Below are 13653 nucleotides of genomic sequence, written 5' to 3' on the forward strand. Positions count from 1 at the left end.
ACCATCTTTCCTCCTCCTGATACGGCCTCTTCATGCGCGATTTCCCGCGCGAGCTGAATGCCTGGACAGTCGATTCGTTCCCCATCCAGCGCGTGCGCAAGAAACTGCGTCTGGGACAGCACGAGGCTGGCAAGATCTTCGGCGGTGGCATCAATTCGTTTTCGCGCTATGAGACGGGCTAGGTCAAGCCGCCTGTCTCTCTGGTGAAGCTGCTCGGCGTGCTCGACCGCCATCCAGAGTTGCTGGACGAGGTTCGGGCGCGGCAGGTGGCAAGCCTGGGCCGGTGAGCGGCGCCATGTGAGACCATTCTGCCGTAGGCATTGGTGAGCGCATCCGAGAAGCGAGGCAGGCGCGCAGGCTCTCTCAAGAGGCGCTGGCGCTAGAGACCGATGTCACTCATGGTGCCGTCTTCATGTACGAACGTGGGGCCAATTTGCCGTCGGTAGAGACGTTGCTGCCTGAATCGAGGTCAGATTGCTGGAGGCAATCCTTATTATCCAACATCGGACTCCTCTACAGCGATAGCATCAAACTGACTTCGGCATAGCCGAGATGTCGCTTATCGGCAAGAAGCGGACTTCTGACGCTTATCCCCGCCTTGGTAACCGCCGCGCCTGTCCAGCACCTTCCAGTTTGATTTTCTAATCCCGCCCCGTGTGCCTACAGGCCTTCCGACTATGCAAATTCTGCGCGTAGTGGACATAAATTGGACAAAAAACACTAGCAACCCATTACCGATAGGACATCTAGGCCTAATTCGCTCCAGTCCATCATGGGCGCAACAGACAGCGTGCGCGGAGGCAAGGCTTTCTTCATAAGCTGACGAAATGCTTCAAGGTTCTTGGTTGCCTGCGGACGAGCCAGGCACAACGGTCTGCGCTGCGCGGCAGACGGGCAAGCGTTCGGGCTCCAGCCGTGGCGGCAAATAGAAAGCCCGCAAGGCTTGCGCGTTGCGGGCTGGTGTCCCCTCTATCCTCTTCGAGATAGGATTTTTCGTACAGCGGACTCGATTCTGCACCACAATCCGGCAGCCGTCATTTCGCAATGCACAAAAACAGCGCAACACAAACTATTTTGGACAAACGTTCATCTCATGCAGAGATGAAAAGCAACAAAGTGATTCAGGTCCCACCTGCCTGGCAGGCGCTCAGGGGCGAGCGCGCTGGCTTGCCGGAGAACGGCAAAAAAAAAGCCCACAACCGAAGTTGCGGGCTTGAATCCAATTCTTTAGGAGGAAATTGGAGGAGACAGGTGTAACTATATGGCAGTGCATCATGGCTGTCTGCTTTATTGTGCTGATATCAGTTATTCACAAACCTCATATCAACACCTCCCAGCCTGTCTCCCGGGTGCCCCGCTTCTGCCAGGCCGCCCTCCCGCATCAGATGGATTCTTCGCGCGAGGCCTTCTTGCGCTCATGTTCCTTCAGGTGACGCTTGCGCAGACGGATGCTCTTCGGGGTGACTTCGACCAGCTCGTCGTCCTCGATGAATTCCACTGCGTATTCCAGCGACAGTTCGATCGGCGGCACCAGGCGCACGGCTTCGTCGGTACCGGAAGCGCGCACGTTGGTCAGCTGCTTGCCCTTGATCGGGTTGACCACCAGGTCGTTGTCGCGCGAGTGGATGCCGATGATCATGCCTTCATACACCGGGTCGTTGTGGCTGACGAACATGCGGCCGCGATCCTGCAGCTTCCACAGTGCGTAGGCCACGGCGGCGCCGTCGTCCTGGGAGATCAGCACGCCGTTGCGACGGCCGGCCAGTTCGCCCTTGGTGGTGTCAACCGGCTTGTAGTCATCGAAGACGTGGCTCATCAGGCCGGTGCCGCGGGTCAGGGTCATGAATTCACCCTGGAAGCCGATCAGGCCACGCGCCGGGATGTGGTATTCCAGGCGCACACGGCCCTTGCCGTCCGGTTCCATGTTCTGCAGGTCGCCACGACGACGGCCCAGTTCTTCCATGACGCCGCCCTGGTGGGTCTCTTCGACGTCGACGGTCAGGTTCTCGTACGGCTCTTCGCGCACGCCGTTGACCATGCGGAACACCACGCGCGGACGCGAGACGGCCAGCTCGAAGCCTTCACGACGCATGTTTTCGATCAGGATGGTCAGGTGCAATTCACCACGGCCCGACACTTCGTAGGTCGAGTCGTCGTTCTCGGCCTGCACCACGCGCAGGGCCATGTTGGACTTCAGTTCCTTTTCCAGGCGGTCGCGGATCTGGCGGGTGGTGACGAACTTGCCTTCGCGGCCAGCCAGCGGCGAGGTGTTGACCATGAAGTTCATGGTCAGGGTCGGTTCGTCGACCTTCAGCATCGGCAGGCCGTTGGGCGCATCCGGGGAACAGATGGTGGAGCCGATGCCGATTTCCTCGATACCGTTGATCAGGACGATGTCGCCAGCCAGGGCTTCATCGACCAGCACGCGCTCCAGGCCCTTGAAGGTCAGCACCTGGTTGATGCGGGCCTTGGTCGGCTTGTCGTCCGGACCATTCATCCACACCACGTCCTGACCGCCCTTGACGCGACCGGCCAGGATGCGGCCCACGCCGATCTTGCCGACGTAGGAGGAGTATTCCAGCGAGGTGATCTGCAGTTGCAGCGGTGCGTCCGGATCATCCTTGCGGGCCGGGACGTACTTCAGGATGGCGTCGAACAGCGGCTCCATGTTGCCCTCGCGCGCTTCCGGATCCAGGCTGGCGTAGCCGTTCAGGCCCGAGGCGTAGATCACGGGGAAGTCCAGCTGCTCTTCGGTCGCACCCAGCTTGTCGAACAGTTCGAAGGTGGCGTTGATGGCCCACTCGGCGCGTGCGCCCGGACGGTCGATCTTGTTCAGGACGACGATGGGCTTCAGGCCCAGGGCCAGCGCCTTGCGGGTCACGAAGCGGGTCTGCGGCATCGGGCCTTCCTGGGCATCCACCAGCAGCAGCACCGAGTCCACCATCGACAGCACGCGCTCGACTTCACCGCCGAAGTCGGCGTGGCCTGGGGTGTCGACGATGTTGATGTGGGTGCCCTTGTATTCCACCGCGCAGTTCTTCGACAGGATGGTGATGCCGCGTTCCTTTTCGATGTCGTTGGAGTCCATCACGCGGTTGTCCACTTGCTGGTTGTCACGGAAGGTGCCGGACTGGCGCAGCAGCTGGTCCACCAGGGTGGTCTTGCCGTGGTCAACGTGGGCGATGATGGCGATGTTGCGAATTGCGCGGATATTGTTTGACATGGTGAATGTGGTTGGGAATGCCGATTCTCGGGAGGCGCGCATTATAGCATGTTGCGACGCATGAACTTTGGAAAAACCTGTGTTATCAACGGCTTGCCGCTGCTTCGGGGCGGTCCCGGAAGTCGCGCTGCAAGCCGCTTCGACGCTATCTGTCCTCAGGCGGTGGAGACCAGCCGTTCGGGGGCCAGGATGGCGTATTCCTGCAACAGTCCGGTGCCCAGCAAGGCAGCATCGGAACTGCGGTAGACGCGTACGCGACCAGTCTGCTGGGGCACAGCCACGCCTTCCTTGCCCAGCGGCAAGCGCTGGCCGTGCAGGAAGCGGCGCGCCAGCTCATCACTCAGTTGCACCGCAGGGAAGCTGCGCAAGAGGCCATCCACCGGCAACAGCAGGGCCTTGCGGGCTTCCAGCTCACCGGCGGCGTCAACGCTCTCCAGCGTGACCGCGCCCTCCAGCGTCAGCGGACCCACGCCAATACGGCGCAGCGCATTGAGGTGCGCGCCGCAGCCCAGCACCTCGCCGATATCTTCGCCCAGCACGCGGATGTAGGTGCCTTTGCTGCAGGTGACGCGGATGCGCAGCATCGGCGCCTGGTAATTCAGCAATTCCAGCGCGTGGATGGTGACGTTGCGGGCTTCGCGCTCCAGCGTGATGCCGGCGCGCGCATATTCGTACAAGGGCTTGCCGTCGCGCTTCAAGGCCGAGTGCATGGGCGGCACTTGGCTGATAGGGCCACGGAATTGCGCCATGGCCGCTTCGATCTGCTCCACGCTGACCTCGACGGGACGCTCGCTGAGGACCTGCCCTTCGGTGTCGCCGGTATCGGTGCGCACACCCAGGTGGACCACTGCCTCGTAGGTCTTGTCGGCTTCCAGCAAGTCCTGCGAGAACTTGGTGGCTTCGCCGAAGCACAGCGGCAACAGCCCCGTCGCAAACGGGTCCAGCGTGCCGGTATGGCCCGCCTTGGGCGCATTGAGCATGCGCTTGGCGCGGATAAGCGCGTCGTTGGACGACAGGCCCACCGGCTTGTCCAGCAACAGCACGCCATGCACGGGCACGCGCGGAAGACGTGGCGTGCGGACCGGCTGGCCACGTTTGGCGCGCGGTTGCGCAGTATCAGGAGGAGCGGACATGGTATCCGCCGTCGTATCGTCGGCCATGAAATGCAAGAACGGCAAGAACGGCCTCACGCTCCGATGAAGGAAGATGCAGACCGGTGTGAAGAAAATGAAGAAAACTGCAAGACTGCGCACGCAGCCGGCGCCGCCGCCCGCATAGCGCGGCCAGGCGTCAAGCCTCGTCGTCCGAATCCTTGGCGCGGGTAGCGTTGGCTTCGTCGATCAGGCGCGACATTTCAATGCCGCGTGCAGTCGAGTTGTCGTGCACGAAATGCAGTTCCGGCAGGGTGTGGATGGTCAGCCTGCGGCCCAGCTGGGTGCGCAGGTAACCGCCCGCCTTGCGCAGGCCGGCCAGGGTGTTCTTGATCGCCTCGGGGTTGTCCACCAGCGTGGTGAAGAAGACCTTGGCGTGCGCGTAGTCCGGCGTGACCTGCACTTCGGTAATGGTGATCATGCCCACTCGCGGATCCTTCAGCTCGAAGGCGATCAACTCCGACAGGTCGCGCTGGATCTGGTCGGCGACGCGCAAGCCGCGTCCGGGAATGGATTTGCTGTGTTTTGCCATGCTTTAAAAAAACAATCCGCCGAGGGCGTGGCGGGAGGATTCCCGCGTTGCTGCGACGGATCTTGCCAGTGAGGCCGGCGCATCGCGAACGATACGCCGGCGTATTGCATTACAGGGTACGGGCGACTTCCTGGACTTCGAAGATCTCGAGCTGATCGCCCACTTCGATGTCGTTGTAGCCCTTGAGAGACAAACCGCACTCGAAGCCCGACTTGACTTCCTTGACGTCGTCCTTGAAGCGCTTGAGCGAGTCCAGTTCGCCGGTCCACACCACCACGTTGTTGCGCAGCAGGCGCACTTGCGAGCCACGCTTGACCAGGCCTTCGAGCACGTAGCAACCGGCGATCGAGCCAACCTTGCTGACCACGAACACCTGGCGGATTTCCACCAGGCCCAGCGCCTGTTCGCGCTTTTCCGGAGACAGCATGCCCGACATCGCGGCCTTCACCTCGTCCACCGCATCATAGATGATGTTGTAGTAGCGGATGTCCACGCCCGAGGCTTCGGCCAGCTTGCGTGCGGAGGCGTCGGCACGGGTGTTGAAGCCGATGATGACCGCCTTCGAAGCGACCGCCAGGTTGACGTCGTTTTCGCTGATGCCACCCACGGCGGCATGCACCACCTGGACGCGCACTTCGTTGGTCGACAGCTTCTGCAGCGACTGCACCAGCGCTTCCTGGGAACCTTGCACGTCGGTCTTGATGATCATCGGCAGGTTCTTGACCTCGCCTTCGGTCATCTGGTCGAACATGTTTTCCAGCTTGGCGGCCTGCTGCTTGGCCAGCTTCACGTCGCGGAACTTGCCCTGGCGGAACAGGCCGATTTCGCGCGCCTTGCGCTCGTCGGTCATGACCACCACTTCTTCACCGGCGGAGGGCACTTCGGTCAGGCCCTGGATTTCCACCGGCAGGGACGGGCCTGCCTCGGCGATGTTCTTGCCGTTTTCATCCAGCATCGCACGCACACGACCGTAGGCCGAACCGGCCAGCACGACGTCGCCGCGCTTCAAGGTACCGGACTGCACCAGGATCGTGGCCACCGGGCCGCGGCCCTTGTCCAGCTTGGCTTCGATCACTAGGCCACGGGCTGGCACTTCGACCGGGGCCTTCAGTTCCAGCACTTCGGCTTGCAGCAGGACGTTTTCCAGCAGCGAGTCGATGCCTTCGCCGGTCTTGGCGGAGACGGGGATGAACGGGGCGTCGCCGCCGTATTCTTCCGGCACCACTTCTTCGGCGATCAGTTCCTGCTTGACGCGGTCGGGGTTGGCGCCCGGCTTGTCGATCTTGTTGATCGCCACCACCAGCGGCACACCGCCGGCCTTGGCGTGGGCAATCGCTTCCTTGGTCTGGGGCATGACGCCGTCGTCGGCGGCCACCACCAGAATCACGATGTCGGTGGCCTTGGCGCCGCGGGCACGCATGGCGGTGAACGCCTCGTGGCCCGGGGTATCCAGGAAGGTGATCATGCCGCGCGGGGTTTCCACGTGGTAGGCGCCGATGTGCTGGGTAATGCCGCCAGCTTCACCCGAGGCCACCTTGGTGCGGCGGATGTAATCCAGCAGCGAGGTCTTGCCGTGGTCGACGTGACCCATGACGGTGACCACCGGTGCGCGCGGCAGCGCTTCCGCGTCGCCGTGTTCTTCGCCTTCGACCAGCAAGGCTTCGGGATCGTCCAGCTTGGCGGCGTGGGCGCGGTGGCCCATTTCTTCCACCACGATCATCGCCGTTTCCTGGTCCAGCACCTGGTTGATGGTGACCATCTGGCCCAGCTTCATCAGGTGCTTGATGACCTCGGACGCCTTGACCGCCATCTTGTGGGCCACTTCGGCCACGGTGATGGTTTCGGGCACGTAGACATCATGCACGACCGCTTCGGTGGGCACCTGGAAGTTGCTTTCACGCTGGTCATCGCCATGCGAATGACGACGGCCCTTGGGGCCGGCGCGCCAGCCGTCGCGACCACCGCCACCGGTGGCGCCGCGCGACTTCATGCCGCCGGTGCCACGCTTCTTGGCATCATCCTGCCAGGTGGAGGAGACATTGGCCGACTTGATCGACTTCTTGTCTGCGGCCACGGCTGGCTTCTTGTCATCCTTCTTCTCGCCCGGCTTGGCAGCGGTGGCCGGCTTGTGCAGCGTGCCTTCGGAGGTCTTGGCGGCGGCCGGAGCAGGCTCAGGCGCCTTGATGACGCGACGCGGCGCATTCATCATGGCCTTGATCTGCGCCACTTCGTCTTCCACGGCCTTGCGCGCACGATCAGCGGCGGCAGCACGGTCAGCGGCTTCCTTGGCGGCGGCTTCAGCCTTCTTCTTGGCTTCTTCGGCGGCAGCGCGCTTCTTTTCTTCGGCAGCCGGATCGACCGCCGGAGCCGGCGCGGCAGCAGCGGCAGCCGGTGCAGCGGCCTTGGCCTTTTCGGCTTCGGCAGCAGCGGCGGCGGCTTCAGCAGCCTGGCGCTTGGCTTCGGCTTCGGCTTCTTCGCGGGCGCGTTGCTGTTCCAGTTCGGCTGCCTTGGCCTGGGCGGCGCGTTCGGCCTCCAGTTGCGCCAGGCGCTCCTGCTGGGCCTTCAATTCGGCCTGACGGCGAGCCTCTTCCTGCTCACGTTCCTGCGCTTCGATGGCCGGGTCGCGCTGAGGCGCCGCAGCACGCGCTGCGGTCTCTTCCACGCCGGGCTCGTCACGCTTGATGAAGGTGCGCTTCTTGCGCACTTCCACCTGGATCGTGCGCGATTTGCCGGTTGCATCGGCCTGCTTGATCTCGGTGGTTTCCTTGCGGGTCAGCGTGATCTTTTTCTTCTCGCCTTCCGGCGCGGCCCCGCGCGAACGGCGCAGGTGTTCAAGCAGGCGGTCCTTGTCTTCCTTCGACAGGGAATCGGATGCAGAGCTCTTCTCGACCCCGGCCGAACGCAGCTGGGTCAGCAGCAGGTCAGCAGGCATCTTAAGCTCGGTGGCAAATTGGGCAACGTTGTTACTCGCCATTCAGTCCTCTTTTCTATGTGGCTCGGCAGATGATGTGGAGACGCTCCGCTTTTCAGCGGCCTTCGACAGCGCTCCATGCCTTGGCCTGCAGGGCCTTGGCGCGCTCATCGTATTTGGAATCGATGAGCTTCATTTCATCGTCGGTCACATCTTCAAATGCATTTTCAATCAGTTGGCGCGCGCGCTCGGAAGGCAGGGCCAGGATCGCGCCGAATTCGTCATAAGCCAGGCCGGCGAAGGCCGGCAGCGTCTTCACGCCAGCCAGGCCCAGCTTGCCGGCCAGCACACGGTCCAGGCCTTCGAAGTTGATCAGCTCCTCTTCCATGCCTTCCAGGCCTTCTTCGGAGGCGATCGCTTCGGTCACCAGGGCGTCGCGGGCGCGGTTGCGCAGCTCATTGACGGTCTCTTCGTCGAACGATTCGATCTCGAGCATCTCGTTGATCGGCACGTAGGCGATTTCTTCCAGGGTCGAGAAACCTTCCTCGACCAGGATGTCGGCCACTTCCTGGTCAACATCGAGCTTTTCCATGAACAGCGTACGGATCAGCGCGGTCTCGGCCGCCGACTTGTCGGCCGATTCCTCGGCCGTCATGATGTTGATCTGCCAGCGCGTCAGTTCGGCTGCCAGACGCACGTTCTGGCCGCCACGGCCGATGGCGATGGCGAGGTTCTCTTCATCCACCACCACGTCCATGGCGTGCTTTTCTTCATCGACCACGATGGAGGTGACGTTGGCCGGGGCCAGCGCGCCGATGACGAACTGCGCCGGGTCTTCCGACCACAGCACGATGTCCACGCGCTCGCCACCCAGTTCGCCGGTCACGGCCTGCACGCGCGAACCGCGCATGCCCACGCAGGTCCCGATGGGGTCGATGCGCTTGTCGGCGGTGTAGACGGCGATCTTGGCGCGCACGCCCGGGTCGCGGGCGGCCGACTTGATTTCCAGCGAGCCTTGTTCGATTTCCGGCACTTCCAGCTCGAACAGCTTCATGATGAATTCCGGCGCGGTGCGCGACAGGATCACCTGAGGACCACGGGCGCTGCGGTCCACGCGCAGGATGTAGGCGCGGACGCGGTCGCCGATGCGCAGGTTTTCCTTGGGGATCATCTGGTCGCGCGGCAGGCGGGCTTCGATCTTGCCGGATTCGATGATGGCGTCACCGCGCTCCATGCGCTTGATGGTACCGGTCACCAGGGCGTCGCCACGGGCCAGGAAATCCGCCAGGATCTGCTCGCGCTCGGCGTCGCGGATGCGCTGCAGGACGACCTGCTTGGTGTCCTGGGCGAAACGGCGGCCGAACTCGACGGATTCGATCGGATCTTCGATGTACTCATCGACTTCGATATCGGGGAACTGTTCCTTGGCTTCGAACAGCAGCACTTCTTGGTCGGGCAGCTGCAGGCCGGCCTCGTCGGGCACCACGTGCCAGCGGCGGAAGGATTCGAACTCGCCGCTTTCACGGTCGATCGAGACGCGAATGTCGACCTCGCCTTCATAGCGCTTCTTGGTAGCCTGCGCGAGCGCATGCTCCAGGGCGCCGAAGACGACTTCCTTATCGACGTTCTTTTCGCGCGCCAGCGCATCGACCAACAACAAAATTTCGCGACTCATCCTTTGCGACTCCTAAAATCGACCTGCGGCACCAGGTGTGCCTTATCCACATCGGCCAGCGTGAAATTCAACACGGCGGCCGACCCATCGTTTGCTTCAAATTCCAATACCAGTTCCTCACCCTCGGGCTCGCGCAGCACACCTTCGTAGGTCTTGCGGTTGGACGTGCCGGGCAGCGGTACACGCAGCTTGATGACGGCTTCGCAATCGACGAAGCGCACGAAGTCCGAGAACTTCTTCAGGGGGCGGTCCAGCCCGGGCGAGGAGACTTCCAGACGTTCATAGAGCACGTTTTCAACGGTGAAGACGTGCAACAGCTGATGCGTCGCCTTCTCGCAATCCTCGACGGTGATCGAACGCGCTTCTTCTGCTTCAGGGTCGAACGGGAAATCGATGAAGACGCGCACCAGACCGCGCGGCGCCTTCTCGAACTCGACCAGTTCGTAGCCCAGGCCCGAGAGGGTGGATTCGATCAGCTCCAGCAATTGCAAGACTATTTCTCCATCAGGATGCCGGTTTGCCAGCGGGGGCAAGCAGACATCTAAAATTGATCAGCAAAAAAAAAATGGGCATCTGCCCATCTTTTGTTATCTCACGCAACGCGAGATCACACATCACGCGAACCACCGTACTTCCATCGTTCATGGCGCAGGCGGATCTATCAATGATTTATCACATATGCGATTCGCGGCAGGTTGCGTTTAACTAACACATTATAACCGATTCAGGTATCGGCAGCAATTCCAGAATGGGCCGAAATGAGTCCAAAACGTCAAAAACGTTCATAAAAAACCTCATCGACGCAGACTCATCAGCCCATCAAGCGCACGCTACGCGATCGCGCTTGCCTGCCGGAAATGTGCAGGCAAGCGCAGTCTCGCAGGCTCAGCGACCGCCGCGACGGCGATTCATGCCCGGCAAACCGCCGAGCATGAAGTTGGGCGCACTGTTGCCGCCGCGTTGCGGACGGTTGTTGCGACGCTGGCCGGCATCGGGGAAGCCCAGCGCGGTCTGCAGCGGATCGGGCTGGCGGCTCTTGGGCTGACCACCCTTGTTGCCGCCACCATAGCCACCACCCTGGTTGCCATAGTTGCCGCCTTGATTCCCGTAGTTGCCGCCCTGGTTGCCGTAATTGCCGCCACGGCCCTTTTGCGGCCCCTTGTTCTGCATCGCATTGCCACGCGGGCCATTACCGTTGCCCTGCCCCTTGCCTGCATGGCCGCCGTTGCCGGACTTGCCTTCGCCGGCCTGCTTTTCCAGGCCACAGGCCGCCATCAGGTTGCGCACGGCGTTTTCTTCCAGCTCTTCCCAGCGACCGCGACGCAGGGTCTGCGGCAGGGTCATGGCGCCGTAGCGCGTACGGATCAGACGCGAGACGGTCAGGCCGACGGCCTCGAACATGCGGCGCACTTCGCGATTACGGCCTTCGCCGATGGTCACGCGGTACCACTTGTTGACGCCTTCGCCTCCACCATCGGCGATACGCGAGAACTGCGCCGGGCCGTCATCGAGCTCCACGCCGGACAGCAGCTTCTGGCGCATGCCTTCTTCCAGCTCGCCCAGCGTGCGCACGGCATACTCGCGCTCGATGTTGTAGCGCGGGTGCATCAGGCGGTTGGCCAGGTCGCCGGAGGTGGTAAACAGCAGCAGGCCTTCGGTGTTGTAATCCAGGCGGCCCACCGCCAGCCACTTGCCGGCCTTCATGGTGGGCAGGCGGTCGAAGACGGAATTGCGGCCTTCCGGATCGGCATGGCTGACGATCTCGCCGGCAGGCTTGTGATAGACCAGCACGCGCGGCGGGCGCTTGCTCACCTTGCGCTGGATCAGCTTGCCGTTGATGCGCACGGCATCGGTGGGCAGGATGCGCTGGCCGATGTGGGCGGGCTCGCCATTGACCGAGACGCGGCCGGCCACGATCAGCTCTTCCATGTCGCGGCGCGAACCCAGGCCGGCGTCGGCCAGCACCTTGTGCAGCTTGGGAGCATCGTCCTCGGCGGTCAGGTCGCGACGGCCGTTCTTGCCGCGCATCTGATGCGGCTGGCGCGCGCCGCCCTTGGGGTTTTCGTCGCGGTCATAGGCTTCGGAAGTGACGTAGGAGAAGATATCGTCCACCGGCTCGGCGGCGCGCAGACCCAGTTGCGGCGCCTTGGGCTTCTTGCCGTTCTTGTCGAAATTCTTCTTGCCCTGCTGGCCCTGGCCGTTCTGAGCATTCTGGCCACCCTGGCCATGGCCCTTGCCAAACTGGCCGCGCGGCTGTTGCTCGGGTGCAGCGCCGTTATCGGCCTTGCCGGGAACACCACCCTCGGCGCTGGCGGCAGCGCGTTGCGCGGCACGATTGTTGCGCAGTGCGCGCGGACCGCGCACGCCACGGCGGGCAGGCTTGTTGCGATTGGGATCGGCGGGCGCATCCAGCAGCACCGGCGGCGCCACCACCTCGTCGCCGACCGTGACGATCACCTTGGGCAGCTCGGCCGGCGCCGGGGCAGCGATCTGCTCGGCCTCGACCGGCTTGGCCTTGCCACGCGGCTTGGCGGTCTTGGCCGGCTTGGCCTTGGCCGGTGCATCCATGTCCAGGCTCATTTGCGCAGGCGCGGCAGCCTCGGCCACTTGCGGCTCTTCAGCCTTCTTGGCGCGCGGCTTGGTGGCGCGCGGCTTTTTCTCCGGCGCCGGAGCTGCAGCCGCCTCGGCCACTACCGCCGCTTCGTCAGCCGCTGGTTTCTTGGCGCGCACGGCGCGCTTCTTGGGCGCAGGCGCAGCGGTATCGGCCGCTTCGGCCGCCGCGGGCGCAGCAGCAGGCGCATCGGCGCTGGCCGCCGTCTTGCGGGTGCGCTTTTTCACCGGCTTATCGGCGGCAGCGGCGTCGGCCGCAGCAAGTTCGACCTGGGTGTCGTCTTTGGAACTAGTTGGCTTCATTCTTCGAATCTTGATGTGGCGGACGTGCGTCGTCTTCCCGCTCTTCGGCCCGCTCGGTGGTGTCGTTATGCTCGCCTGTCGCTTCTGCATCGGCGGCTTCGATGGCGTCTGTGCCTGTTACGGCAAGGTCTTGCTCAAATGGTTCATGCGTTTGCGCAGAATCGTCTGCCTCGCTGGGTGCTGCTGCGGCGGCGTCCTCATCCCCGTGGACGTCCGCTGCCTCGGCTTGCCCGACGGCTTCTTGCTCTGCCGCGTTCACTTCGGCGAGGGCTTGGTCAACAGTTTCAGGCGATGGTGTCGCCTCTGCCGATTCAGTCGCTTGGGTTGCGGCGCTGTCTTGCAGTTCCGCCTCGTCCTGGGGCGCCTGGGCTGACTGATCGTCCTCTCCGGACTGCTCATCGGCAGGCCGCTCCTGCTCTTGTCCCTGCTCTTGTCCCTGCTCTTGCTCTGCCAGCGCGGCCACGCCGCTTTCCAGCGCCTGCAGCTCCAGCAGGGCGCCCTGGGCTGCCGCTTCGCCGCTGACCTGCTGCAGCGGCGGCAATTCTTCCAGCGCACTCAGGCCCAGGTCATCCAGGAACTTGCGGGTAGTGGCAAACAGGGCCGGCCGTCCCGGCACGTCGCGATGGCCGATCGATTCGATCCAGCCGCGCTCTTCCAGCATCTTGATGGTCTGCGAATTGACCGCCACACCCCGGATGTCTTCAATGTCGCCGCGCGTCACCGGCTGGCGGTAGGCAATGATGGCCAGGGTTTCCAGCGTGGCCCGGGTGTACCTGGGCGGCTTCTCGGGATTGAGGCGCTCCAGGTAGACCTTCATTTCCTTGCGGCTCTGGAAGCGCCAGCCAGTCGAGAGGCTGACCACTTCCACGCCCTTGTCGGCCCATTCGGTGCGCAGTTCGTCGAGCATCTGCCGGATCATCTCGGCATTGATGTCGCTGCTCTCCTCGCTCTCGGGATCGACGTACAGCTTCTTCAGATCATTGATCGACAGGGGCTCATGCGTGCACAGCAATGCAGTTTCGAGGACTTTCTTGGCCTCAGCAATATTCATGTACCACTCTTGTGCGTCTTGTTGTTAACAAAAGTTCGGCTTGCAGCTTGGCTCCAGCCCGCCATGCCTGCGACGACTCCGCCCTCGGACAAGCCAGGTGCGGCAAGTCTGGCGCAGTGTTGGCGCAATGCTGGATGCAGCGGCGCTGCCTTCCGGTATTTGGAGATTGAATGAGCTGGAATCTAAGACCCGGGCAA

The 13653-nt window shown here is 62.9% G+C and carries 9 protein-coding genes and 1 pseudogene; 2 read left to right on the forward strand and 8 right to left on the reverse strand.

Annotation, left to right across the window (positions count from 1 at the left end):
• Nucleotides 1–32: 32 nt before the first annotated feature.
• Together ACP92_RS24390 and ACP92_RS25325 are read left to right on the forward strand one after the other, a co-directional pair.
• Nucleotides 33–287 (forward strand): annotated as a pseudogene (locus ACP92_RS24390) (type II TA system antitoxin MqsA family protein); the annotation flags it as partial.
• A 44-nt stretch (nt 288–331) separates the two neighbouring features.
• On the forward strand, nt 332–547 hold the full coding sequence (locus ACP92_RS25325) for a helix-turn-helix transcriptional regulator (protein WP_354595786.1): 216 nt from the start codon (nt 332–334) through the stop codon (nt 545–547).
• 834 nt (nt 548–1381) lie between these two features.
• On the opposite strand, the gene typA is transcribed toward ACP92_RS25325, so the two are convergent.
• The 8 genes from typA to scpB form a co-directional block, all read right to left on the reverse strand.
• A complete protein-coding gene (gene typA, locus ACP92_RS17930) occupies nt 1382–3223 on the reverse strand; it encodes a translational GTPase TypA (RefSeq protein WP_041311133.1) in 1842 nt (613 codons plus the stop codon).
• A gap of 155 nt (nt 3224–3378) precedes the next feature.
• Nucleotides 3379–4356, reverse strand: coding sequence for a tRNA pseudouridine(55) synthase TruB (truB, locus tag ACP92_RS17935; protein ID WP_013235543.1), 978 nt, complete (start codon nt 4354–4356; stop codon nt 3379–3381).
• A gap of 157 nt (nt 4357–4513) precedes the next feature.
• The gene (gene rbfA, locus ACP92_RS17940) at nt 4514–4906 is read right to left on the reverse strand and encodes a 30S ribosome-binding factor RbfA (RefSeq protein ID WP_013235544.1); all 393 of its coding nucleotides are present in this window, start codon (nt 4904–4906) and stop codon (nt 4514–4516) included.
• 109 nt (nt 4907–5015) lie between these two features.
• Complete coding sequence (infB, locus tag ACP92_RS17945; protein WP_013235545.1) at nt 5016–7880, reverse strand: translation initiation factor IF-2; 2865 nt, start codon at nt 7878–7880, stop codon at nt 5016–5018.
• 52 nt (nt 7881–7932) lie between these two features.
• Complete coding sequence (nusA, locus tag ACP92_RS17950) at nt 7933–9492, reverse strand: transcription termination factor NusA (protein WP_013235546.1); 1560 nt, start codon at nt 9490–9492, stop codon at nt 7933–7935.
• The gene (rimP, locus tag ACP92_RS17955) at nt 9489–9983 is read right to left on the reverse strand and encodes a ribosome maturation factor RimP (protein ID WP_013235547.1); all 495 of its coding nucleotides are present in this window, start codon (nt 9981–9983) and stop codon (nt 9489–9491) included. Before rimP ends, nusA begins: the two co-directional genes overlap by 4 nt.
• Nucleotides 9984–10377: 394 nt before the next feature.
• Complete coding sequence (rluB, locus tag ACP92_RS17960) at nt 10378–12405, reverse strand: 23S rRNA pseudouridine(2605) synthase RluB (protein WP_041311138.1); 2028 nt, start codon at nt 12403–12405, stop codon at nt 10378–10380.
• Entirely contained in the window at nt 12392–13456 is a 1065-nt protein-coding gene (gene scpB, locus ACP92_RS17965; RefSeq protein ID WP_013235549.1) for an SMC-Scp complex subunit ScpB, read from the reverse strand. Before scpB ends, rluB begins: the two co-directional genes overlap by 14 nt.
• Between the last annotated feature and the right edge of the window lie 197 nt (nt 13457–13653).

Origin of the sequence: Herbaspirillum seropedicae, from assembly GCF_001040945.1 — a bacterium.
Classification (GTDB): Bacteria; Pseudomonadota; Gammaproteobacteria; order Burkholderiales; family Burkholderiaceae_D; genus Herbaspirillum; species Herbaspirillum seropedicae.

Coding starts and splice junctions, on each gene's coding strand:
- typA (WP_041311133.1), bottom strand. CDS start 3,223: ATGTCAAACAATATCCGCGCAATTCGCAACATCGCCATCATCGCCCAC.
- truB (WP_013235543.1), bottom strand. CDS start 4,356: ATGTCCGCTCCTCCTGATACTGCGCAACCGCGCGCCAAACGTGGCCAG.
- rbfA (WP_013235544.1), bottom strand. CDS start 4,906: ATGGCAAAACACAGCAAATCCATTCCCGGACGCGGCTTGCGCGTCGCC.
- infB (WP_013235545.1), bottom strand. CDS start 7,880: ATGGCGAGTAACAACGTTGCCCAATTTGCCACCGAGCTTAAGATGCCT.
- nusA (WP_013235546.1), bottom strand. CDS start 9,492: ATGAGTCGCGAAATTTTGTTGTTGGTCGATGCGCTGGCGCGCGAAAAG.
- rluB (WP_041311138.1), bottom strand. CDS start 12,405: ATGAAGCCAACTAGTTCCAAAGACGACACCCAGGTCGAACTTGCTGCG.
- scpB (WP_013235549.1), bottom strand. CDS start 13,456: ATGAATATTGCTGAGGCCAAGAAAGTCCTCGAAACTGCATTGCTGTGC.